Consider the following 24629-nt stretch of genomic DNA (forward strand, 5'->3'; position numbering starts at 1 on the left):
TGAAAGGAGGTTGCCCAGATATTACTATAGTGATATTTTATTGGATTAATTAGTAGAGGAGGTGAATAATAACCAGCTGCTTTATTTCAGTTAGCAAGCACTCACGTCTGACTATCACGCTATTAAATGAGAAGGAGATAATAATATGAGCGTAATTAACAGAAAATTCAGAAAAGCATTGTCTGCTTTATTGGTTCTTTCCTTCCTGTCGTCACTGTTCGTTGGCATGGGTACGACCAGCGCTGCACCCATCCCGGGAACCATTACACTGACTGCAGACAACGAGTTCACACTTTATCATAACGGCAACCTCATCGGATCAGGAAATAATTGGTACAAAGCCTATTCGTTCAACCTGACCATTACTGAAGGAAAGAATGTCATTGCCGTAAGAGCCAAGGATGTCGGCTCTTATGCCGGTCTGCTGGCCGATATCACGTATCAGGACGAGAATCTTGTAACCGATTTCAACTGGAAGGCAAGCGGAACCTATGCCGCGGGCTGGGAAAAGACCACCTTCAACGATGATGCATGGAGCAAAGCCCAGGATAACGGCCGCTACGGTGTGACGCCATGGAACACCCAGGTCAGCGGCATGCCTGCCGACACGACGGCACGCTGGATTTGGAGCAGCAAATCCTACCAGACCCCTTACCCCGAATCATACTTCCGCCTCGAATTTACTGTGGGGGCTGACGGAGTCAGCGTCCTCGACCCTGTTGAGACAACCGGACAATTCGACAATGTTGAGTACCAGCTGAAGAGCAATACGCCTATGCCCGCTCTAATTAAGTCCAAGCTCAGCATTGCGGCAAATACCCTCGAAGCCGAAGCTGAGAGCGGCAGCTTCCGTCTTCTCTCCAATGAATACAATCAGCTTGTTCCGGGACTTAAGGCAGGACAAATCTATCTGGATTCTGCTACCGGCAAAGCGATTAAAATTACATCCCTCGTGCAAATGGATGCGACCTCCTATCTTGTGCATTGGGCAGCTCCGGCAGTTGAGGAGCTATTCGAATATTACGATATCCCCGCACAGGCGGTATCCTTCGAAGAACAGAATCTGATCATTCCAACAGATGCAGTAGCAATCGCAACCCGCGAAAGTGTGAAGGAAGCTCTGGACTTGAAAGGGACAGGCCTCACGCAAGAACATGAAGAAGCTCTGCCAGCCGCCCCTCGGGAAACCGCTCCCGAAGCGGATGCCATTAACGAAGCGGAAGCCAGGCTGAAAGCTAATCAGCAGCAGGAGGAAACCGATCTTCCGGCAGCACCTGATGCCGCGAACCAAGAAGCAGCCGCTGAGCCGGAAGCTGTAGTGGAGGACGAACCAGAGCAAGTGGAAGCCGTCTCTGAGGCTGCTCAGCCGCAAGCTGTTGAGCCGCAGGCTGCTGAACCGCAGGCTGCTGAGCCACAGGCTGTTGAGCCGCAGGCTGCTGAACCGCAGGCTGCTGAGCCACAGGTTGCTGAGCCACAGGTTGCTGAGCCACAGGTTGCCCAGCCGCAGGCCGCTGAGCCGCAGGCCGTGGCTCCCGAAATGGAAGCCGACCAACGTACAGCAGATGCTTCTGCTGCCGCAGCCGGCGATTTTACCAGCTGCCAGAAGACAGGAAAAGACTTCAAGTGTGAATTCAAGAAGGTTCTTATCAATCAGCAGGGCACGAACGGCAAGGTATATGTGGAAGCAGGCGGCTCTATCACCCTGCTGACACCCAAAATTACAGGCGTGTATAACCGGAAGAAATATGATCTGAAGTTTACAGCCGGGGAAAAAGCGAATGTGTACATTAAAGGCGAGGCTAAATTCAAGAAGGATATCAAGATCCCTCTCTTCGGGTTTGAAGCCGATGCAGGGGGACTAGGCAAGGCAAGCGTGGGCGTTTTCCTGGTTATCGGAGTTGACGGCAGTGTTACCTTCGAATTCCAGGTGAATCAAGGCTATACCGTGGAGGCCGGGGTACGCGGCAAGAACTTCCTGTATGTTCCAACCTCCGTCACCCCTTACAGCAATGTCGACCGCTACCTCACGACCACGTATAATATCGAGGGCCAAATCAAGGCCTCGGCTGGTGCGCAGGCAGAAGCTGGCCTGACAATTGCCAGGAAGAAAATTCTGGAGGTTACTGTATTTGCAGGCATTGTCGGCGAAGGCCAGTGGACGAGCGGAACCAATGTGCCGACCAAGATAACACTCAGCATTGATGCCGTCGTGAAGGCAAATGCCGCTGTACTCAAAAAAGATTACCAGCTCTTCTACATCTCCTGGCCGCTGGTACGCGTTGAGAAGGGACCTGCGCCTAATGCCAACCATGCAATCGGCGCTGCCGTATCAGCAGATTCAACCTTCCCGGGTTACTCGGTAGCCCGCATTAATGATGGCGACCGCAACACAGCGCTTGGCCAAAGCTACAGCTGGGCCAATAATCAAGGGGCTCCGCTCCCGCAGCATGTGTACATGAATTTCGGAGCAAACAAGACCATCAGCAAAGTTGATCTGTACACATCACAAGGCTATGTCATGGCCAACTATGATATCCAATACTGGAACGGCTCCAGCTGGGTAACTGTCGCTACGGTTACCGGCAACACATCAACCTACCGCTCCCATTCCTTTAATGCGGTCAGCACGTCCCAAATCCGGGTCGTATGCCGCAGAGGACCAAGCCACCAGACGAATTACGTGCGCATTAACGAGCTGGAAGTGTACTAAAATTAGCTGTATTTATCCGTTCACACAACCTCCTGATCGCCTAGGGCGATTCGGGAGGTTTTTTTGCCGCACACGACCCGCGGCCTGGCCGACCTGTACCACTGTAAGCACAGCAGCAGGATCAGGATGATGTGAATGCCATCTCCCCCGTAATACATCAGCAGACTCCCGGCCTCGGCTTGTGCGGCGGGTACGCCTGCAGGTGGATTCGCGTACAAATATTTTGCCAGAATACCATGTCCGGCCAGGGCCGTAACCATGACAACCGTCCGCAGAATATATCCCGTCCGATGAGGAGTCGGGTCAATATAAATCATCGAGGCTGTAAAGACATAGCCTGACAAGAAGATATGTACATGTACGATTAGATGCACAAGCAGGTAATCCTGCATAAGGGAATATATGGATGTACAGTATAGAAGCCAGAGTCCCCCAATATTCAGGATTGACGCAGTGACAGGGTGGGACAGAAATCTGAAATAAGAACCCTTCAGGATCCTTGATATGCGTCTTGAAGTTCCCGTATTGAACACTCTTAAGGCAAGGGTTAGCGGCGCACTCAGAACAAGCAGGAGCGGCGCGAGCATACCGAGAAGCAGATGGGCGGCCATATGTGCCTCGAAATTCCGGTGTGCCTGTTCAGCAAGCGGCCCGATAACGGCTGCAGCGGCAGCCAGGATACCCAGCAGCCACAGCGTGAAGCGGGACAGCGGCCAGGTACGTCCGTACCGGCGGGATGATAGTATCGCTGCGGCGGCATAGAGCAGGATAAGCAGCACAAAGGGGAGCGCAGAAGGTAAATATTCATGGGCTGCCATACGTTCTGAGCTATAGTGATTGGAATGATTCATCATCATTAGCCCTCCTCCCGCTTATGACTGCCTAGTCCGCCTGGATCGGAGCAGGAGGATACATCCCGCTGCAATCAGCAGAACGGCCGCAATGTTCCATACCCAGTCATAGATATGCACATTATCCACGTAACGGATTTGGTGGATGCGCATCAGCTTGTGCTGAATAATGCCATCGTACAGCTGAAAGAAGCCGCTGCCGAGCAGTACGGCTCCCCACCAGGCCTGCGGCTGCAAGGCCTCCCGACGGCGCAAATCAGCGAACAGGAACAAGCCTCCAATCGTAGCAAACCAGCTGAACGCATGAAAGAAGCCATCGGAGACAAGTCCTACCCCTGTTGTCGAACGGTCGTAGAAGTGATGCCAATGCAGCAGCTGATGAAAGACAGTTTCATCGAGAAACGCTACTAGGCCTATCCCGAACAACAAGCCGGAGACTATATTACGTCTACCATATTTGCTGCGGGCTGCAGTTTCAGTCATATAATCCCTCCATTCTCTCCTTGCCGGGTTCTCCAGCAGCTTCCCATATCGCAGTTCTATTGGATCCGTCTTATCTTTATACCCCGGTGCCGCCTTGTCCAATACACCCCGGCTGTACTTTAAACCGGACAGTGAATTGGTGTAACATGATAGAGGGTGACCATGTGGTTGCAGCTGTCTTACATACTACGATGAAGGATGGGATTGCTATGAAATACAGACGCGTAGGATCTAGCGGCATTAAGGTGAGCGAAATTGGTCTCGGAAGCTGGCTGACCTATGGAACAGCTGCCGAGCAGGAAGCTGCGGATGCGTGCATCCGCTCGGCCTTTGAGCACGGCATTAACTTCTTCGATACAGCCAACGCCTACAATACCGGAGCAGGCGAGGAAGCGATGGGCGCTGCGCTGCGGTCTTATGACAGGTCCAGCTATGTGCTCTCAACCAAGGTATTCTTCCCCATGGGCAGCGGACCGAATGACCGCGGCCTCTCACGCAAGCATATCATGGAGCAGTGTGAAGCAAGCCTAAGAAGGCTTGGCACAGACTATATCGACATTTATTACTGCCACCGCTATGATCATGAGACGCCACTGGAGGAGACCCTCCGGGCACTTGACGATCTGACAGCGCAGGGTAAAATTCTATACTCCGCCGTCAGTGAATGGAGCGCTGCCCAGATTGCGGATGCAGCTGGCATCAGCAAACGACTGAACCTGCGCCCGCTCATCTCCAACCAGCCTATCTACAACATGTTCGAACGCTATATCGAGCAGGAAGTGCTGCCAGTCAGTGAACGGGAAGGAATCGGTCAGATCGTCTTCTCGCCGCTGGCGCAGGGTATCCTGACCGGCAAATATAAGCCCGGGCAAGAGCTCCCCTCCGGAAGCCGCGCGGCTAATGACAGTGTAAACCAGGTCATCCGAAGCTATCTGCGCAATGACGTGCTGGAGTGCGTTCAGGAACTTGACTCTATTGCCAAAAAGCTTGGCATGAGCTTGTCACAGCTCTCGCTCGCCTGGGTGCTCCGCCAGCCTGGCGTCAGCTCGGCCTTGATCGGGGCCAGCCGGCCGGACCAGATTGAGGAGAATGTCAAGGCTGTTGAATTCACCCTTACGCAGGACAGCCTGGATGCGATTGAAGCTGTTCTGGAACGGGTTAAGGACTTTGCTCCGGCCAGATAAGCGGGGATGACGGAAGCGCCCGAAATTTTGCATAACGAAGAAGGCCTGCCGGTTATTGACGTTGGCAGGCCTTCTTCGGCATCTAAGAATGTTCTCAAATGCAGGATTCATCCAAACGAATGAACTCCTGGTCGTTTCTCCGTTTACCAAGGAAAGTTCCTTTATAGGTTATAGCCCTAGCTTATTTATTCATCTCTCGCCTGATACCGAAAATATGCAAAGTCGGCATAGCTCCCGCCAAACTGATTCATATCATGGGCTGCAATACCGATGAAATTGCCGGTAAATCCGCCGGACAGGAAGCCGACATGCTGTGGCCCGCCGAGGGCCAGCCACTCGCCCTCCGCCTGTGTACGGTAACAGAACTGCCCGTTCACCCCGTTGACATCTACTGCCAGAACTACCGGAACTCCTTCCGGTAGATCAACAAGGCAAGGGCTGGCCGTAAACTCGTCCCGCTCGCACCGCATCAGCCTCAGTACTCTGCCCCGTCCCTCTTCATGGCTGATATAGGCGTACCAGTAATTCTCCTCATTTAAGTAGAGCATAAGTCCGGCCATCTGCAAATATATCGACGGTTCATATTCGAGAGCGGTCTCTGCCCGGAACGACCTGCTCGTCTGCCGGAGCGCCGCAATATGGTGGCGGAACAAGCTCTGAACCGACTCCCCTGCCGTGATCCTCAAGTAACCAGGCCGCTGCGTTAGCGAGCACCAGCTCTCATCAGGCAGGATGCGGAGTGTGTTCCACTGCGGCTTCAGCCCCGGTCCGTCGAATTCATCGCTGAAGTCCAGGCTGCCTGTTCCCTTCAGCACTGCACCAGCAGGCATCGGCACCTCCGTCTGCGGAGAGCTTCCGCCAGCGGTAAGCCGAAGCCAGCCCTCTTCGTTCCAATAGACCTGCTGCAGTGCTGTCTCTCTGCCAAGAATGGCGTATTGGCCTTCAACCGGACGGGTGCACAGGTGTGCCATATACCATTCTCCCGCTGGTGTCTCAACCAAGCTGCCATGGCCGGCGCACTGCAGTGCCAGCTCCGGATTGTCGCGCGAGGTGAGCATCGGATTAAAAGGGTCAACCTCGTACTCACCAAGCAGCTCTCTTGACCGCGCCACCGTGACAGCATGGCCGCTGCCCGTTCCTCCCTCTGCCGTGATGAGGTAGTAATAGCCTCCCCGCTTATAGATATGCGGAGCTTCTGTCTTCTTAAGCGGCGTACAGTCGAACAGCTTGCGGGGCTTTCCCGTCAGCCGGCGCGCTGCCGGATCATACTCCTGAATGACAATTCCGCTTGATTTGTTGCCTTCTGTAATCCGGTAATCCCACAGGGCGTTAAGCAGCCACTTCCGCCCGTCATCGTCATGGAACAGGGACGGATCGAAGCCGCTGCTGTTCAGGTACACGGGCTCCGACCACGGACCATGAATGGACGGCGTGGTTATTAAATAGTTGTGGCAGTCCTTGAACGGCCGCTTCGTGCTCTTCACATCGGTATACAGGAGATAGAACAGCCCGTCATGCCAGCTGAGCTGCGGCGCCCAGATGCTGCAGTTTCTCGGATTGCCCCTTAAGTCCACCTGATCTGTCAAAATATCCGTACAGTACTCCCATTCCGCCAGGTTATCCGACTGGTACACCCGGATGCCGGGCAGCCACTCAAACGATGATACGGCAATATAGTAAGTGTCCCCCACCCTTATCATACAGGGATCAGGATTGAAGCCGGGCAGAACCGGGTTACGGATCACGCTTACTGCTTTGCTGCCAGCCACCATCTGCGCTCGCCTCCTTTAGCCTTCATTTGACCGCAGCGGTTAATGCTGCGGCGTGGTCATATCCTCCTGTGACGGCAAAACCGTGACCTGCTCCAGCAGCTGCTCGGTCTGCTTCGTATTTCTCGAGCTGCACTGCTCAAGCTCAATCCCTTCGCCATTCTCCACATAAAAGGCCGGCCCCTCGTGGTTCTCAATCGTCACGCCGCGGAACCGGATATCTCTCACATTGCCAAGGAAGAAGCCGCGGTTATTCATTTCTGCAAGGCCCGCCATCATAGCGGGATGTCCTGGAACCGCCTGCTCAGCCATGGAGATGTCAATGTTATCGAACGTAACCTCGGATACATACTGTTCAGCCAAGCCATAGATGAACCCTGCTGCCGCATGAACGCCCCGGGCCGTAATATTGGCAAAATGAATACGGCGGAACTGCGGCGTCTCCTCCGTTACCGGATAAGGATTTTTGTCCCAGACATATTTGTCCTTGCCGCGCGGTCCGCAGAAATAATAGAGATTCATGATGAACGGACAGATGACATCCTCCATGACGATATTGCTCACCCGGATGTCCTCGACGATGCCTCCCCGGCCGCGTCTGGACTTGAGGCGAATGCCCCGGTCCGTCTGCTTGAACACGCAGTTCGTAATGACGACATTGCGGACGCTGCCGCTCATCTCACTGCCGATCACGACCCCGCCGTGACCATGAACCATCGTACAGCCTGTTATGGTAATGTTCTCACAAGGCATCCGTTCCTTCGTATCCTCGGTACCGGATTTGATGGCAATGCAGTCATCCCCTACGTCAATATGACAGCTGCTGATGCGTACATTCGTGCAGGATTCGGGATTAATCCCGTCCGTATTCGGCGAAACCGCCGGATTCAGAATCGACAGATTGTCAATGGTAACATCCTGGCACAGCAGCGGATGAACCGTCCAGCTTGGCGAATTGGTCAGCGTAATATCGCGCAGCGTCACTCTTCGGCAGCTCTCCAGACTAATCAGCTTAGGGCGCGGATAGTGCAGCTCTTCCGGGCGGTTCCGCTGCTTATCCCACCACGCCTGCCCATTTCCCTCAAGCCTGCCTGAGCCTGTAATGGACACATTCTCCAGATCCTTTCCATAGATGCAGGAGACATGCACCTCACGCCTGACACCTTCCCAGCTTGAGCGCACAACAGGATAATCCTCCGGCTGGTCGCTGAACGAAAGCACTGCGCCGGAACTTAAGTGCAGCTCAATATTGCTCTTCAGAACAACCGCCCCTGTGCGGTAGACGCCAGCAGGAACATACACAGTACCGCCTCCGGCTGCCGCTGCGGCATCTATTGCAGCCGCAATCGCCCCCGTCGATAGACCTGGCGCATTCTTCCTTGCTCCATACTCCATGATATTAAAAAACATGATCCCTTCACCTCTCCCTTGGCAGCTGCGCAAACCTTGTATCAGCGCCGCTGCGCATATTCATATTCCGTGCAGGCGAGCAGGAAGGCGCCAAGCCCCTTCTGGTCGTTCGTAATGATCGGCTCGCTGATGTAATACGCATACGTGCCGTCACGCTGATCCTTTCCGCCTAAACCGGCTACCTGGCAGGTTTTGTTCAGGTTAACCCAGCCCTGCTTCGTTTCCAGTACAAACTCTGCAATTAGACCTGCATAAGCCCAATCAAGCGTGCTCTGCCACTCCCCGCCAAGCAGGCCGAGCCGCATGCCCTTGGCTATCGCATAGGTAATCATGCTGGTAGCGGAGGCTTCCAGATAATTGCCTTTGCGCCCTCCCTTGTCGACAACCTGATACCACACACCGCTGTCCCTGTCCTGGAAAACGCGGAGCGCAGTGAGCGTTTCGCTTAGGATTCGTGTCAGCTCAGCGTAGTCCTTATGTTCCGCGGGCAGAAGCTCAAGCACATCGGCAAGGGCCATCACGTACCAGCCCAGCGACCTGCCCCAGAAGTTTGGCGACAGGCCGGTCTCCGGATCACACCATGGCTGCACACGCTTCTCATCCCACGCATGATAGAGCAGTCCGGTTTCCTTGTCCTTCGTATGCTTCTCACACAGAATGAACTGCCTTGTCACATCATCTACGCGGCTGCCATCCTCGAAGGCCAGCGTATATTCCAGATAGAACGGAGCTCCCATATAGAGACCGTCCAGCCAGATCTGATAGGGATAAATCTGCTTATGCCAGAATGCTCCCTCCGATGTGCGGGGATGATGATCCAGCTGGCTCCGCAGCAAAGCAGCCGCCTGCTTGTATTTCGCTCCGCCGGTTTCCCGGTGAAGCCCGAACAGCAGCTTGCCGTTGTTCAGATGATCGATATTGTATTCAAGCGGGCTGTAGCCCCGCACCGATCCGTCTTCCCCGATGAAATAATCCATATTCTCCTGTATGTACTGCAAATACCGCTGGTCGCCAGTCAGTCCCGCCAGCCGTTCAAAGCCCTTCAGGATAACGCCGTAATCATAAGACCATTTGCCGTTGTAGCCCTTATCCTCATAAAGCTTCGGCGTACGCTCCATAATCGATTCCGCCGTTCTAACCGCCCATTTCACTTGTTCCATAGCCGTTCCTCCTGTAAGAACAACCATTCCGCCTGCCGCCTGGCAGCACGGAATGGCTGTAAGATTGCCGGCAAAACAGCCCCCGGCCATATTGCCTTCTTAGCCGTTTACCGCTTTGTAAGCTGCTTCATACTCAGCAATAATCTGGTCGCCGCCAGCCTTCCTCCAGCTGCTGACGGCTGCTTTGAAATCATCCAGCGTGATTTTCCCGAGAATATACTTGTAGGTAGCATCCGTAATTATCTTCTGCAGCTCGGAGCCCTGCGAGGAGAATGTCGGCGATTCCAGGGAGAACATGGGATTAAGCACCGCATACTCAGTATTCTCCTGTATCAGACGGTCCGCTTCGGCCTTCAGCGGGTTTGCATCGTGAATCTCATAACCCGGCTCCTTCGGGCGCGATCCGGCAAACGGCTGTACTTCCTGCTCCCACAGGCTGGTATCGGTAATCGTCGCTGCCTTCTGCTCGTCAGCTGTGTAATGGACGCCTTCAATTCCGTATGTCATAAGCGCGTAGACTTCCTCCGACATCAGGTCATTCACGAACTTCAGCACTCTCTTCAGCTCTTCCTCGTCCTTCACCTCGGATCTCGGGAAGGCGAGCAGGCCGCCGACGCCGTTGGTTGTCGACCAGATCGCCCGGTCGCTCTCATTGCCTGTGGATGTAATATCATTCACCAGAACGAGCTCCATATTGTCCTGAATGCCCTTGGCATCGTTCAGCAGGTTCTTGCTGTCAAAGAGCGCACCAACATAGATGCCGGCCTTGCCCTGCGAGAAATTCTGCTGCTGGTCGGTCTTTGCGGTAACAGCAAAGTCCTGGTTAATGTAACCGCCTTCATAAAGCTGTTTCATATAATCCATTGTCTTGATATAGCCTTCCGACTCAAACTCCGGGGTAACCTTGCCATCCTCACTGACACTCCATACGCTCGGCGTGCCAAAATAAGAGCTGAGCGTCTTGAATGCTCCGTATACAAGATCACTGCGGTCCACAAATCCGGTCGTATCCTTAACGCCATTGCCGTCAGGGTCCTGCTCGGTGAATGCTTTCGCAACCTGCATCAGTTCATCCGTTGTCTTCGGAACCTCAAGCCCCAGCTTGTCGAGCCAATCCTTGCGGATCACGACCCCATTGCGGGCCACCTGCTTCTGCATGGGTACGCCGTACAGCTTGCCGTCAATCGATGCTGATGTGCGCATCTCCGGCGAGATTGCCGCAAGGTTCGGGAATTCATCCAGATAAGGACCTACTTCCCAGAACATCCCTGCCTTCAAGGCATTGCGGACCGAGGAATTGTCCAGAATGGTCAGCGTTACAATATCAGCCAGCGAATCGGATGCAAGAGATGTATTCAAGCGCTCCTCCTTGGAGGCATCCGGTATCCAGGAGAATTCAATATTCGTATTTGTCGCCTCTTCAATTTTGTTCAGAATGGTATCGGTAGGAGGCGCAGGCGTATGCAAAATGTTCAGCCAGGTGATTGTCGCTTTGCCGTCTTTGCCGTCTGCGGCAGGAGCCTCTCCTGCGCTGCCTCCTGTTTGCGTGCCGCTGCATGCACTGAGCAGCAGACCGAAGCCTAGTGTTAACGCCATCATACGAATCGATTTTCGTTTCATATCCGTGTCCCCTTTTCCGCTAAAATAATGTATTGGCATCTGCACTGATCTGCGCTGCCATAGATTAATAGACCCCGTCCTCGCCAAATTTCTTGGCCAGCCTGTTGGCTGCCATAACGAGTATTAATCCTACCAGCCCCTTGAACAAGCCGACTGTTGTACTGAAGCTCAGCTGTCCGTTCTTCAAACCGGCTGTATAGATGTACGTATCGAAGATTTCCCCGACTTCACGGTTCAGCGAGTTAAGCAGCAGGTACATATGCTCGAAGCCAAGCTCCAGCGTGTTGCCGATCTTCAGGATCAGCAGCGTGATAATGACGGGCCGGATAGCCGGCAGGGTGACATGCCACATTTTCCGCAGACGGGTGGCCCCATCCATCTCCGCCGCTTCATAGAGCTGCGTATCGACAACCGTTATGGCCGCCAGATAGATGATCGTTGACCAGCCAACCTCTTTCCATATGATCTGTGCGATGTACATTGGGCGAAGCCATTCCGGTGAAGTGAGGAAGCTGATCTTCTGCAAGCCCATGGCCTCCAGAATCTGATTCACCACGCCGCCGTCCACATTAAGGAACACATACGAGATGGAAACGATAATGACCCAGGACATGAAATGCGGAATGTAGATCATCGTTTGAATCGAATTCTTGAACAGCTTGTGCCTGACTTCATTGAGCATGACGGCGAGGAGAATGGGCAGCGGGAAAAAGAAGACAATCTCCATCGCGAACAGCACCAGTGTATTGCGCAGCAGCATGACGAATGTCGGTTCGGTGAACAAGCGCTCAAAATGCTTGAACCCTACCCAAGGGCTCTCCGAGATCCCCAGAAACGGCTGATAATCCTGGAATGAAATAATCAGTCCGCCCATCGGAAAGTACTTGAAGATTACAAAGTAAATAAACCCCGGAAGAATCATTAAATACAGCAGCTTATGTTTCCTCAGGCTCTTGAACAGTTGAAGCGGCTCTCTCTTCTTCTTTTGTTTGACTTGCAACGGAATGAGTGGTGCTTCCGCAGTCTTCACGGGCTGTCGACCTCCTTGCTTGGCATCGTGGGTACAAGGCAAGGTTACCCGCTGATCCGCTATTACGTATATAATCATTTGCTATCGCCAGCTCTGATAACGCGGCGGGACAAGCGGCTCCATGTAGCTGCTGCTTATTATCCGGGATCAGGATTATTCTTCTCCAGCTGCGCTCCCGCCCGCCTGTTTGCCTGCTGCAGCAGGCCATAGGACATGATTATATACGGAATGCCATCCGCTTGCTAAGGTGATAATGTAAACGATTACTTTAGGAGGATATATGCCATGACAACATCCGTAATGAAGAAACCAACACTTGGAAGCCGGATCTTTGACATCATCAACTATACGCTGCTGCTCCTCATCTCACTCGCCTGCCTCCTGCCCTTCGTGAACGTGATCGCCAGCTCCTTCGCTTCCACGCAGGAGATCGTCGAGAAGAAGTTCATCCTGTTCCCGACAACCTTCTCCCTCGACGCTTACCGCTATATCTTCTCAACGCCAACCATCTTCAAGGGGCTTGGGGTCTCGATTGGCACGACGCTGGTCGGCACACTTGTCAGTATGGTGCTGACGGCACTGATGGCTTACGGCTTATCCCGCAGATATCTGTATGGAAGAAGCTTCATCAACTTCCTCGTCCTGTTCTCCATGCTGTTCAGCGGCGGCATGATCCCGACCTTCCTTGTCGTTAAGGCTGTCGGGCTGATCGATTCCTACTGGTCGCTGATTGTTCCGGTTGCCATCAATGCCTTTAACCTGATCATCATGCGGAACTTCTTCCAGGCCCTGCCGGACAGTCTGGAGGAATCAGCGAAGATAGACGGCGCTAACGATCTGGGGATTCTGTGGAAAATCATGCTCCCGCTCGCGCTGCCGTCCATCGCCACGCTGTCGCTGTTCTATGCCGTCACCTACTGGAACACGTATATGACAGCCATCCTGTACCTGACCGATTCGGCCAAATGGCCGCTGCAGGTGCTGCTCCGCCAAATTGTCATCGTCGCAAGCGGCATGGCCGCTGAGAACAACTCCGTTGATGTCGTGCCGCCGGCGCAGACGATCAAGATGGCGGTCATCGTTGTCGCTACGGTGCCGATGCTGATCGCCTATCCGTTCGTCCAGAAGCATTTTACGAAGGGTGCTCTGCTGGGTGCGGTCAAGGGCTGATCATCCCGGCGTCGTTCACACGGCCTTCATCTTCTTGCGGTATTCACCCGGCGTCACATATTCCTTCCTCCGGAAGGACCGGATGAAGTTCTGGGAATTCTGGTAGCGCAGCCGCTCTGCGATATCCTTGATCGTCATATCGGTCTCGATCAGCCATTTCTTGGCCATCTCAACCCGGTAGTTCAGCACGTAATCGCTGAATGTGACGCCGTATTCCTTCTTAAAGATGCTGCTCAGGTAGTTGGGACTGTAATGCAGGCGGTCACTGATTGAATCCAGTGACAGATCCTGATCATATTCGGTACGGACGATGGCTGCGATTTTATCCGCTATGGACCGGAACTGCTGGCTGGTGCGCTCTCTCATCGTCCGGACCATCGGCTGAATAACCTCTTCCACCAGCATCCGCTCGATCTCCTCGGGATTCCGGGTATTCAGCAGCCGGTGGTACAGGTCAGCGTTGTTCGGCGTCAGCAGCACCTCCGCTCCCATCAGCTGCTCCAGCTGGATCAGGTTGTTGACGAAGCGGATCAGATTTACCTCCAGGTTCATCGGGTGCCTGCTGTGCTTCATCATGTTGGCGAGCAGCGGGTACAGATAGCGCGATATCTCCTGCTCGTCTCCCAGCCTGATCGCATCGAACAGCTTCGCCTCCAGCTCAGCCGGATAATGCAGCAGCATCGGGCCCTGCATGTCGGTCGATATATCATCGAAGAATATGACCGATTCCTTGCCAAGCTTCAGCCTCTGGTGCAGGGCTTGCAGGCTCATTTCGCAGGCGTCCTTGCTGCTGAGAACATCGCCGTACAAGCTGCTGATGCCTGCGCTGACAGAGAACCCCCAGTTCTCACGGGTGGCCTTGATTACCGTCTTGGCATACTGCAGGATCTGCTTCTGCGCTTGGTCTGCGCTGTCCCTGCTGAAGATCAGAACGGTCGCCTGCGTCCGCTCATTCAGCACGACCGGAAGCATTCTGCCCTCTGGCGGCACAACCTCCTGCACCAGCTTGTTAACGGTAAGCAGCAGCACATCCTTATCCGAGGGCTGACTGTCTCCGTAGCTGTCCAGCTGGAACAGCATAACTGCGAACAGCGTATCTGCTCCTGCGGCATAGCCGAACCTCTCCATGCTCCGCTCCGCTTCTTCCCGGGCCAGCCGGTTATGAAGCAGATTGAGCATGAACTGGGTCTCCAGCTTCGGCTTTTCCAGCTCCATCAGGTTCTCCAGACTTTCCTTCTCCGTTACAATGGAATCAATCGACCGGATAATCCAGTCCACTTCATCCTTCTGCATCGGCTCGTCGCTTCCGGCCAGCCTGCTCTGAATTCGGCGGAACGGCTTGGCGAGGTGCATGGACAGGAAATAGGCCGCTACGACAATAAGCAGCATTATGACAATCCCCATAACGACCAGACCGATACGAGTCGCGGCTAATGCCCCGCTCACCTCCTGCTCATCCAGCAGCGTCACATAGGTCCAGTTGTTATAGGCTGATTTTGCATAGATAGCGGTTACCGGCCCAGCTTCCTCCCCCTGCAGCTCCAATTCGCCGGTTTGAGGCATGCCGGCTTCTGCAACCCGCTCTCTGATCTGGCGGATCTGGCCCTGGGAGAGCACGTCTTCGCCACTGTCAGCGGCATACAGCAGCTCCCCCCGCTTGTTCAGGATGAAGACGGAAGTGTCCGGCTTTGTGTGCAGCGTCCGATCCAGTGTCTGGCGTGATATATCCGACAGAGCCAGCGCTTTTTTCACTTTGGAGTACATAGGAAGCGCTTGCACAAAACGGATGCCGTGATCCGTTTTCACCCAGAACAGCCCCTCCTTGTCATCCTCTATGTAGCTGCGGTATATCTCTTTGCGGGCCTCTTCGGTCAGCCGGGACAGCGAACCGTTGCGGATGCTCCAGTTCTCCTCAAGGCTGATCAGGGAATACTGAATACCCTCCAGACTCATGCTGGCAATATAGTTCAACTGGGTATTAAGCTCCCTGTAAGCTTCGAAATCCTCCGCCGTCATCGGGCTCCCGATCACGTCGCTGAAGGATTTGGTGGTGCTGTAAGTGTTGAAAGCGTATTCAATTGACTGGATCTTCTGCTCCATCGTATTGCGGATCTGCGTAATCAGGCCCTGCTGGCTGGCGCTGATGCGTTCAACCACCGAACCGATCGTGGCATAGTAGATGTAGCTGCCGAAGCTGAACACAAGCACCATACTGAGCAGGAGAATGGGAATGAACATGTTGTAGAAGGTTTTGCTTTTCTTCATCATTTAACTCCCTGTGAATGTTTTTGTAAGACGCAGATTTAGTATAGCATCATCTGCCCTCTATCTACCAAAAATTTTACTCGTTTAGCAGGAGAATGGAAAGGGTAGCAGCATGCGACTGAAAAAGTCAGGCCGGCGGCCTTTTGGTTCGTCCGGTTTTCGGGTATCATCGGAAGGTGGAAGCTAAAGGGGAAGGATGAAGTGATTAACGTTGGACTGGAGCATCAAGCATTATGACGAGCTGACCAAATCGGAGCTGTACCGCATTCTGCAGGAGAGAACCCAAGTATTCGTGGTGGAACAGAACTGCCCTTATCAAGAGGTAGATGGAAAGGATCTCGCGTCCTATCATCTGTACCAGTCAGACGAAGCCGGGCGCATCATCGCCTATCTTCGCATCCTGCCGGCTGGCGTTTCGTATGCGGAAGCGTCACTCGGAAGAGTACTGGTCGCAGAGGATTACAGGAGGAAGGGGATTGCATCGGAGCTGGTCGGGAAGGCGCTGCATTATGTGCGGCATGAGCTGAATGAGCCGGCAGTTCGCATATCGGCGCAGGCACATCTGGAGGGCTTCTATCAGTCCTTCGGCTTCAAGACAACCTCCCAGCCTTACCTCGAAGACGGCATCCCGCATATTAATATGCTGGTGCAGTGGGGCTGAACGGGAGGCTGGCGGCCGGAAGGATGCTGGGGTCGGCGGGGCAGCATTCATCTTTTCCACTATCGCCGCCCCGCATTAATCTCTAACGAATCCTGGCAACCTTATTTCAGCTGTATGACCTCATTTCGATATTCTAACGAATCCTAGAAGCGCTATTTGGTGAAAAGAACCGTCTTGAGCTCATCTCAGGGCTAATAAGGCTGCTCACTTTCGTTAGACTTGAGAAATACGCAATATTGCTCCAATAGCGCTGCTCACTTTCGTTAGAGAATCAGGATGCTGTGCAGTAGCCTCAAACCGCACGCCTGCCGGGCACCAAGTATCATCATCCCGCCTGAATCCGCCATCCCCTCTACAACGTCTCATGAATTGCAAAAGCTGATTGCCTCGGGCCATACGGCCCAGCGTCTTCGACATCAGACCATACGGTCCAGCGCTACCGACATTCAGACCATACGGTCCAGCGCCTTCGACAGGAGGTTCCTCAAGGAGCCAAGCAGCTTGAACGGCTCAGCCGGACGAAGGATGAAATAGCTGCTGGCAGCTATAAACAGGGTACTTAGCATAAATAATGCCGTTTTGGACTGAGCTGCGTTGAAGCCATTAGCATACACAAACAGGTTAAGCACCGTGTCCAGCTCCATATTCACATTCCAGAACATCCAATACACCAGCCCAAGTAAATAACCCGCCTCCGGCGATCGTAAGAAGGCACCCGTCAGCACAGCCAGCGATCCTACGAACAGCATACCGGGCACCGCAACATACAGCAGCTTGACCAAGGGTATGCCTTCTTCGGAGAACCGGTAGCCGTGGGGCGACAAATTCAATCGGAGCAGAAGCCAGCCTAACAGCAGCATCGAGAGCAGGAACATAAACAGGACCATAAACCTGCATCCAACCAGCAGAAGCCCGCGGTGTCTCCGGGTGGCGAGCACTTCCGCTGCACGGGCGTAGTGATCCGCCCAATATACATCCGGCAGCAGAATAATTCCGGCGAATGGCAGGTAAATCTCGAACAATTTGAGCACGTCCCTGGCAGTAGGCGCATAAAACATAAAAGGGATACATGAGATAAAAGCGCCAGTCAGCAGCCATTTTACCGGTGAAAAGAGGATTTTCACTTGATACATAATAAACCTCATCGTTATAACCGCCCCTTCCCGTCAAAGCCCTGCTTGCCCCACATTCGCCCGGCTAACAGCACGATAGCTATAACGGCCAGCTGTAAGCCCTGCCTTGGAATGAACGCCATCCAGTCAGCAAAAGCAGCCCCGTCCAGCCGAATGAGAAACTTGATAGACCTAAGCGGATGCACAGGGTCAGCCGCAAATGCACCTGATGTAATATTGAACAGAAGGTATACGAGAAAGACCGGCAGAGCAGCCATCTCATTATGCAGTAGAAATCCCAGCACAATAATAACTGCTCCCGCAAGCATAAAAGCAGGCAATGCGAGTACAGCCATTCCCAAAAATAAAGCCCCAAAACGATAGGCGTATCCTTGTGCTGTGAACTGTGTGCCAAGCCACACGTTGACTGCCGAAGTTAGCACAATGGCTGGCAGCATCCATGCAAGCACCGTACCGCAGTACTTGCCGGTCACATATTTCAAGCCAGCGACAGGCTTTGCCCGCAGCCACTCGGTCGTATGAAACCGCCGGTCCTTGAAGAAGAGCATCAGGCACGCAGGAATGGACAGGAACGAGAGCATGATCTGGAGCCGGTCCACCCATAGAGCCTCGAATTCATTGCTGAACTAATGCTCACCGTAATAGCTCCGGAATACCGGCACGATCTCCTCCCCAGTCCCCAGACGGTGCCCTTGCTCCTCCACAAATATCTCCCACTGGGGAACAAAGGACGGGTACCGCTCTCTGATCAGCCTGTCCGCCTCCTGCAGGGAAAGGCCCTGGTTCTTCTCTTCGGCGGCCAGCTCTCTGGCAGCCAGGTCATTTTCTGCGGATAACGAATAGCTCTCCATGTGCTCTATGACAGCGGCCAGGGTTTGTTCCGGAGATACTTCTACGAACAGCATGTCGTTATGGACACCTGCTGTCCGCAGCTGCCTGATGTCTTCGTCGTCATCTATCGGAAGGTGCATGATATAAGGAGCAAACTCGTTCCACAGAAAGGCGAGCATAACAAGCATGCCCAAAATAAAAAACTTGCTCTTCACCTGATACAGAAATTCAAACCAGGCTACCTTGAACGCTGTCGTCATTGGGCTAACCCGCCAATCATCCAGATATAAGCATCCTCTGCGGTCGGGGGTACCTGAGTGCTCTCTACCGGCGGCTGCTTGCTGCCAAGCACCCGAAGCTTGATCCCGTCCTCCATATAGTGACTCGCAACCAGCATATATTCCGGCAGCAGACTTCTATAATCCTCGCCCAGCGGAAGCCTGCATTCCCATACGACGCCCGCAGCTTCACGGATCATGCTGCCGAGGTCGCCCTGATATTTGAGCAAGCCCCGGTCCAGTACAGCTACCTGCCTGGAGGACTGGGCAATATCTTCAATGATATGAGTCGATAAAATAACGGTCCTGCGGCCCGCATATTCTGCCAGCAAATTCCGGATGGATATCCGCTCCTCCGGATCCACCCCTGTTGTCGGTTCATCGACGATAAGCAGCTCCGGCTCGTGAATAATCGCCTGGGCAATGCCGAGCCGGCGCCTCATGCCGCCCGACAGCTCCCTTACTTTCTTCTCCGCGTGCCGGTCGAGATTCACATTCTCAAGCGCGGCCCTTATACCAGCACGCCTGCTTCTGCCGTTCACCCCGTGAAGTATAGCGATGTAATCCATCGTCTCCCTGACTGTCAAATTCGGGTAAAAGCCCACCTCCTGAGGAAGATAACCGATGAGACTCTGCAGCCGGGTGCGGTTCTTCGGGGTCATCAGCATCCCATCTACACTCACGCTGCCAGAGGATGCCTCCAGAATACCCGTCAGAATACGCATCAGGGTTGTCTTGCCCGCTCCATTACGGCCAAGCAGGCCGCATACGCCCTGCCCTATGTCCAGAGTAATGTTCTGCAGCGCATAGCTCTTCCTGTTATACTGCTTGCTGATCTGTTCAATTTGAATCTGCATAGGTTCACCTCATAGCACCTTATACTTTCCTTGTCACATCCCAATATTTTCTATTAATTGCGAGAAAATCCTTTATCGCCCGCTATCGTTCATACATCGTTCATGTCTGAGGGACTAACAATCAGAACCTACCTGCTGTCGTGAGAATGCTCACAGCTTCTAAATCCCGGCTCAAATGAATACCATACGAAACAAACCACTGCCAAGATCATATCCTGCAAGCTGTAATGCACACGAACAGCCGGGCGGATACCCGGCGTACAGAAGGAGGCGGCCCGTATTGCGTTTTAACCGGATTAGACGAAACGGCAAGCTGTATGTAAACCTGCTGCTTGGCATCACGCTGTGCATCGTATTATCCGTGCTCGCAAGCTCCTCGATTTATTACATGACCTTCACACAGATCCTACAGCATGAAGCGTACGAATCAGCTCTCGCTAACTTGAGGCAAACCGGGAGAACCGTCGCCAAAACAACGGAAAGCGCCCAGGCGGTGGCATTCCAGATTTACCGGAACAGTGCCATAGCGAAGCTTCTCTATTACAACGATCCCCATCCATTCGACACTCAGGCTGCGATGATTGATTTGAATAATTACCTGACCACCATGCCGTTCATCCATTCGATCTATGTGTACAATCCCGCCTCGCAGCGGTATTATATAGCGGGCCAGAGCGGACAGAAGGGAATAATTCAGGAAAATGAGCTCAAGGACCAGAGCATCGCCGATATCTTGGGCAGCTACGATCAATATAAGCCGTTCACCCCCATCCCGAGAATTATACCTTCCCCTGTTCAGCAGGAAGCAGATATCAGCGTCTATACCTATCTCTGCTACGAAGCGATTGGCTTCAACCGGGAGATTAACTCGGCCGTCATCGTGAATATAGCGGCTTCCTGGATTAATCAGGAGCTCATCAGCCAGCAGGACGAGAACAGTGTCACCCTGTTCGTTGATGACCGCCAGACGGTTCTGTCAGCGGATGATTTAAGTCAGGTGACCCTGCATACTGCGGACCTCCGCATGATCCAACAGCTCACTGCGAGCAAGGAATCCGGTTACCGGATTGCAGATTTCGGCCATAAGAAATCATTGATTACCTACACAGCGCCCGATCCGTATGATTGGCATTATGTACGTATCATTTCCTATAGTGATATCACGAAAAAAATGGGCAGCCTCCGTTTGAAAACGCTTACTACTGTAGGTGTCGTCTTGACTGTCGGGCTGCTGCTCGCGTGGCTTGTGTCCAGATTTCTCTACGCCCCCATTAACAAAATCGAAAAACAGATGAAAGACCTCGAAACAGAGAAGCGGAACAGCAGCTATACCGTCCGGCAAAACACGATGCGCAAACTGATTCAGATCCAAGGATTTGATCCAGCGGTCCAGGCTGCCAAGCTGAAGCGGCTTGGTATTGCCTTTGATCTCACGCTGCCCTACCGGCTGGCCTATCTGCTAATTGAATCCCCGATGAAACAGGATGTGAACAAGGACCTGCAAACCTACAAATTCGCTGTCATGAATATCGCAACAGAAATCTGCTCCAGGCAGTATTCGGTAGACTCCGTTGATCTTGATGAAGGCGGCATTCTAATGCTGATCAATACCGGCGAAGAAGCGCAAGCCCCTGCCGAATGGCATCAGTCAATGCTTCAGGATATTCAGAAGGCATGCATGGAATATCTCCGTGTTGAACTGACCATCACCATAACGCCAGTAACACTTGACCCGCATGAGCTTCACCGCATGTACAAGCTTGCCAGGGAAGCTTCAAGCCAGCGATTCTTCAGGGGCAGGGGAGCGATAATGGAGGCTGTCCCGCTTATCGCAGACCACAAGTATTTGTTCCCGCTGGGGAAGGAGAAGCGGTTAATTGAAGCCTTGACCACGGGGAAAACAGATGACGCCAAGGTGCTTCTCCAAGACATCATGCAGGAGACAGCGGCCTACTCTTATCCAGCTGCACGTGCTGCGGCTGCGCATCTGTCGGTAACGCTTGAGCACATGCTCACAGAGATTGAACGAAACGGCTCCCCGCAGCTTGGTCTGGGTACCGATCTGATTATCCCGAGAATTGAGCAGTTTGATACCCTGGCTGAGATGATTACAGCCTTCCACGGCCTCTTTGACCGCCTGAAGGTGAAGCTTGCGGACAGACGTAACGGTAAGCAGGGAGAGCTGGTCCGTAAAATTAATGACATCATCATGACTCGTTACAGCGATCCAAATCTCAGTCTGAACAGCATAGCGGATGAATTGAAGCTGTCCACCTGCCATGTCAGCCGCGTTTACCGCCAGCAGGCCTTCACCTCCATCGTCGACAGGATCAATTACGTCCGAATCGGGAAAGCCAAGGAGCTGCTGACGGACAGCGAGCTCCCGATTACGGATATAGCCGAGCGGACCGGCTACTCGAACAGCTCCTATTTTCACCGCATATTCAAGAAAATCAACGGCGTCACCCCCGCGGAATTCCGTAAGGCCGGCCGTTAGAATCTCTTCGTTATACAATCGAAGTGCGTGCTGTCTGTGTATAACCCAAACTAAATACGGGTGTCCCACTGTCATCCTTGATGACTAGTGGGACACCCCGCTGTCCTATAGGCGCTGCTGATCGTGTGGGAGGAGGCACTCAGCCTCCGTCACCCCCAGCTTACTGAATGCCCTTCTCGGTGAGATAGGCCAGCCACTGCTTCTTGTACGCCTCCTGAACTTTATCCAGCCCCGCCTGTCTGGCTTTGTCCATGAACGTCTTCAGCCCTGCTTCCACATCGGCAACCTGACCGGCCATCAGCGGGAACAGGTACTGCTTCTCCACCTGCTCGAGAGCTGCTCTCTCCGCCTGATACTCCGTATAATCCTCGGCGAACCCTGTGTATATATCCGGCTTCTGGATCTTATCCAGCTCGTCGAAAATCTTTTGTACACCCTCGTAGCTCGGTTCGAACAGCATAAACTCGGGGTTGCGCCACGCCCAGCCGTTCATCCCTTCACGCGGGAAGCCGTTGCTGTTCGCATCGCCCAGCATCTTGTAGTAGCCGTCCTCCACTGTATAGTTGACGCCCAGGGCGCCATACTGCGTCAGCAGATTATACCGTTTATCCGTCACCAGCTTCTCATAAAATGCAAGCGCGCGCTCCGCATTCCTGCTGCTCTTCGGGATCGCAAAGCCGTTATGAATCGGGTGAACAGGCGTTGCGTAGCCATTCGTCAGGCCATACGGCGTGTACCCCAGCTCCCAATCCGGGTGAAGCGATTTCATTCTGCTGGAGGTTTGGTTATAGCGCACGGGATTGTCGTTCAGCATGGCCGCCGCCGTGCCGTTCACCAGTTTATCCTGGCTCGATTCGGTTTCGTTGAGCTCGTTTTTGGAAAAATAGCCTTTGTCCGCCCAGCTCTTGTACGTCTTCAGATCCTCCAGATGCTCAGGCGAGCCCCAGTAGGACACTGGTTCACCCGGCTCGTCATAGGAAGCAAACACCCCGTACTGCATAGGGCCCACTGCTCTGCGCTTGATATCCAGGTAGGAATCCTGCAGGGCGGCATCCACAGCTGCCCCGATCGCCAGAGGCTGGAGCTTCGGCTCATGCTGCTTAATGCCCTCCAGATAGGCTTCAAACGTCGGAATATCCACGGGTACAGGCAGATCGTATTTCTCCCGCAGATCCTCCCGCCACACAAAACCGCCAGTCACATATTCCTTGTAGGTTGCAGGGACGGTGTAGATGCTGCCGTCAATGCGCACCGCATCCCACATCTCCTGCGGCACGAATGCCTGCAGCTCCGGCGCTGCCTTGGGCAGCAGATCATCGAGCGCCAGAAAGGCGCCTTTCTTCGCGTACTGCTGGTACTGTGTCCAATCCGCCGTAAAAATCAGGTCCACGGCCTGCCCTGTCGAGAGTAGCAGCTTATACTTCTGATCCCAGTCCGTCCAGGTTGTATAGTTGAACTTGACTGTCGCATTCAGGTCCTCCAGCGCCATCTTGTTAATCTGTTCCTGAATCTTGGGCAGATCCTTCGGCGCGTTGCCCAGCATGTAGAACTGCAGCTCCACCTTCTTCGAGGTATCGATTCCCGCCTGCTCGTTAGCTGCATCCGCTGCCGCCGGCGTATTAGCGGGTGTGCCGCTGCCTCCGTTATTGCCACTGTTTCCGCTGCCGCCATTCCCCCCGCCGCTGCAAGCCGTGAAGAGTGAGAGTGACATAACGGCCGTTAACATAAGGCTTATAGCTTTCTTCTTTGTGCCTGTCATATGAATCCTCCCTTGTCGATCAGTCTGTATGTCAGCTGGAGAATCAGTCCAGTTCTAACCTTTAACAGCACCTACGGTCAGGCCTTTGACAAAATACCGCTGGATAAACGGATACAGCAGCAGAATGGGCCCTGTCACGACAATGGCCATGGCCATTTTCATCGATTCGGAAGGCACTCCCTCGGACAAGGTCACCCCTGCGCCCGCTCCAATATTGGTCAGAAACGCCGAGGTATTGATGATGTTGTACAGATAGAACTGCAGCTGGTATTTGGTTACGTCGCTGATGAACAGGGCCGAGGAGAACCAGTCATTCCAGTAATGGAGCGCCAGGAACAGGCCGATGGTCGCCAGCCCCGGAACAGCAAGCGGCAGCACGATCCGGTAGTAGATGACAAAGTCGTTCGCCCCGTCGATCTTGGAAGACTCGATGACTTCATCGGGAACCGCCGAGTTAATAAAGCTGCGCATCAGAATAATCAGGAACGGTGTCATGAGGGATGGCCAGATCAAGGCATACATCGTATCGGTGAACTTCAGGTAGTTGGTAATCAGCATGTAGTAAGGAACGAGCCCGCCCCCGAACAGGGTAGTGAAGTAGATGAAGAAGGAGAAATAGTTGCGGTACTTGAAGTCCTTGCGCTGCAGCACATACCCGGCCATCGTCATCAGCAGCAGTCCGAGCGCGGTACCCGTGACCGTCACGAATATCGTGACGCCGTAAGCCTGCAGCACTTCACCCGGCACCTGGAAGATGATTCGGTAGCCCTCCCAGGAGAAGTCAGCCGGTATAATGCTGTAGCCCTCGGTCAGGATCGATTCATTGCTGGTAAGCGAGGCCGACACAATCAGCAGGAAGGGCAGCAGGCAGAGTATGCTGCCCGTAATGACAACGGCATAGGCGATCAGGCGGAACCAGATGGTCGAGCTGTCCTCCTTTATTTTCACAGGAACCCCCTCC

The 24629-nt window shown here is 53.5% G+C and carries 19 protein-coding genes; 5 read left to right on the forward strand and 14 right to left on the reverse strand.

Annotation, left to right across the window (positions count from 1 at the left end; all coding sequences use genetic code 11):
- The first annotated feature begins 145 nt into the window (after positions 1 to 145).
- Complete coding sequence (locus DNH61_RS26500) at positions 146 to 2710, forward strand: hypothetical protein (protein WP_181438811.1); 2565 nt, start codon at positions 146 to 148, stop codon at positions 2708 to 2710.
- A 20-nt stretch (positions 2711 to 2730) separates the two neighbouring features.
- Here DNH61_RS26500 and DNH61_RS21160 read toward each other — a convergent pair whose 3' ends face one another.
- Together DNH61_RS21160 and DNH61_RS21165 are read right to left on the reverse strand one after the other, a co-directional pair.
- Positions 2731 to 3567, reverse strand: coding sequence for a cytochrome c oxidase assembly protein (locus DNH61_RS21160; RefSeq protein WP_342771470.1), 837 nt, complete (start codon positions 3565 to 3567; stop codon positions 2731 to 2733).
- Between the two features lie 15 nt (positions 3568 to 3582).
- Positions 3583 to 4044, reverse strand: coding sequence for a DUF2243 domain-containing protein (locus DNH61_RS21165; RefSeq protein ID WP_111148861.1), 462 nt, complete (start codon positions 4042 to 4044; stop codon positions 3583 to 3585).
- A 209-nt stretch (positions 4045 to 4253) separates the two neighbouring features.
- On the opposite strand from DNH61_RS21165, the gene DNH61_RS21170 reads away from it, so the two are divergent.
- Positions 4254 to 5228 carry an aldo/keto reductase family protein gene (locus DNH61_RS21170; RefSeq protein ID WP_111148862.1) on the forward strand — a complete coding sequence of 325 codons (975 nt, stop codon included), beginning with the start codon at positions 4254 to 4256 and terminating at the stop codon, positions 5226 to 5228.
- Positions 5229 to 5413: 185 nt separating this feature from the next.
- On the opposite strand, the gene DNH61_RS21175 is transcribed toward DNH61_RS21170, so the two are convergent.
- From DNH61_RS21175 to DNH61_RS21195, 5 genes are all read right to left on the reverse strand, one after another.
- Entirely contained in the window at positions 5414 to 7000 is a 1587-nt protein-coding gene (locus DNH61_RS21175; protein WP_111148806.1) for a glycoside hydrolase family 43 protein, read from the reverse strand.
- A 39-nt stretch (positions 7001 to 7039) separates the two neighbouring features.
- Positions 7040 to 8407, reverse strand: a complete 1368-nt coding sequence (locus DNH61_RS21180) for a glycoside hydrolase family 28 protein (RefSeq protein WP_425452295.1) — start codon at positions 8405 to 8407, stop codon at positions 7040 to 7042.
- A gap of 41 nt (positions 8408 to 8448) precedes the next feature.
- The gene (locus DNH61_RS21185; protein ID WP_111148864.1) at positions 8449 to 9567 is read right to left on the reverse strand and encodes a glycoside hydrolase family 88/105 protein; all 1119 of its coding nucleotides are present in this window, start codon (positions 9565 to 9567) and stop codon (positions 8449 to 8451) included.
- Positions 9568 to 9666: 99 nt separating this feature from the next.
- The gene (locus DNH61_RS21190) at positions 9667 to 11187 is read right to left on the reverse strand and encodes an extracellular solute-binding protein (RefSeq protein WP_111148807.1); all 1521 of its coding nucleotides are present in this window, start codon (positions 11185 to 11187) and stop codon (positions 9667 to 9669) included.
- 64 nt (positions 11188 to 11251) lie between these two features.
- Positions 11252 to 12109 (reverse strand): ABC transporter permease, encoded by an 858-nt coding sequence (locus tag DNH61_RS21195; RefSeq protein WP_281272428.1) that lies wholly within the window; start codon positions 12107 to 12109, stop codon positions 11252 to 11254.
- A gap of 393 nt (positions 12110 to 12502) precedes the next feature.
- Between DNH61_RS21195 and DNH61_RS21200 the strand changes: the two genes are divergently transcribed.
- Positions 12503 to 13387 (forward strand): carbohydrate ABC transporter permease, encoded by an 885-nt coding sequence (locus DNH61_RS21200; protein WP_111148809.1) that lies wholly within the window; start codon positions 12503 to 12505, stop codon positions 13385 to 13387.
- A 15-nt stretch (positions 13388 to 13402) separates the two neighbouring features.
- Here the strand turns inward: DNH61_RS21200 and DNH61_RS21205 are convergent, their stop codons facing one another.
- Complete coding sequence (locus DNH61_RS21205) at positions 13403 to 15652, reverse strand: helix-turn-helix domain-containing protein (protein WP_111148810.1); 2250 nt, start codon at positions 15650 to 15652, stop codon at positions 13403 to 13405.
- 211 nt (positions 15653 to 15863) lie between these two features.
- Between DNH61_RS21205 and DNH61_RS21210 the strand changes: the two genes are divergently transcribed.
- Positions 15864 to 16313, forward strand: coding sequence for a GNAT family N-acetyltransferase (locus tag DNH61_RS21210; protein WP_111148811.1), 450 nt, complete (start codon positions 15864 to 15866; stop codon positions 16311 to 16313).
- Positions 16314 to 16759: 446 nt separating this feature from the next.
- On the opposite strand, the gene DNH61_RS21215 is transcribed toward DNH61_RS21210, so the two are convergent.
- Genes DNH61_RS21215 through DNH61_RS21230 form a run of 4 tightly spaced genes read right to left on the reverse strand, consistent with a single transcriptional unit; the run spans position 16760 to position 19412 of the window.
- Positions 16760 to 17446, reverse strand: coding sequence for a hypothetical protein (locus DNH61_RS21215; protein ID WP_146241110.1), 687 nt, complete (start codon positions 17444 to 17446; stop codon positions 16760 to 16762).
- A gap of 14 nt (positions 17447 to 17460) precedes the next feature.
- Positions 17461 to 18045 carry a hypothetical protein gene (locus DNH61_RS21220; RefSeq protein ID WP_111148813.1) on the reverse strand — a complete coding sequence of 195 codons (585 nt, stop codon included), beginning with the start codon at positions 18043 to 18045 and terminating at the stop codon, positions 17461 to 17463.
- A 27-nt stretch (positions 18046 to 18072) separates the two neighbouring features.
- Positions 18073 to 18537, reverse strand: coding sequence for a hypothetical protein (locus tag DNH61_RS21225; RefSeq protein WP_111148814.1), 465 nt, complete (start codon positions 18535 to 18537; stop codon positions 18073 to 18075).
- Positions 18534 to 19412: an ATP-binding cassette domain-containing protein gene (locus DNH61_RS21230; RefSeq protein WP_111148815.1), complete on the reverse strand. Its 879-nt coding sequence runs from the start codon at positions 19410 to 19412 to the stop codon at positions 18534 to 18536. The genes DNH61_RS21225 and DNH61_RS21230 overlap by 4 nt, the downstream gene beginning before the upstream one ends.
- A gap of 280 nt (positions 19413 to 19692) precedes the next feature.
- Between DNH61_RS21230 and DNH61_RS21235 the strand changes: the two genes are divergently transcribed.
- Entirely contained in the window at positions 19693 to 21909 is a 2217-nt protein-coding gene (locus DNH61_RS21235; RefSeq protein WP_181438812.1) for a helix-turn-helix domain-containing protein, read from the forward strand.
- 160 nt (positions 21910 to 22069) lie between these two features.
- On the opposite strand, the gene DNH61_RS21240 is transcribed toward DNH61_RS21235, so the two are convergent.
- Positions 22070 to 23668, reverse strand: a complete 1599-nt coding sequence (locus DNH61_RS21240) for an extracellular solute-binding protein (protein ID WP_111148817.1) — start codon at positions 23666 to 23668, stop codon at positions 22070 to 22072.
- A gap of 54 nt (positions 23669 to 23722) precedes the next feature.
- Entirely contained in the window at positions 23723 to 24616 is an 894-nt protein-coding gene (locus DNH61_RS21245) for a carbohydrate ABC transporter permease (RefSeq protein ID WP_111148818.1), read from the reverse strand.
- Positions 24617 to 24629 lie beyond the last annotated feature (13 nt).

Origin of the sequence: Paenibacillus sambharensis (assembly GCF_003233845.1) — a bacterium.
Lineage (GTDB): Bacteria > Bacillota > Bacilli > Paenibacillales > Paenibacillaceae > Paenibacillus_I > Paenibacillus_I sambharensis.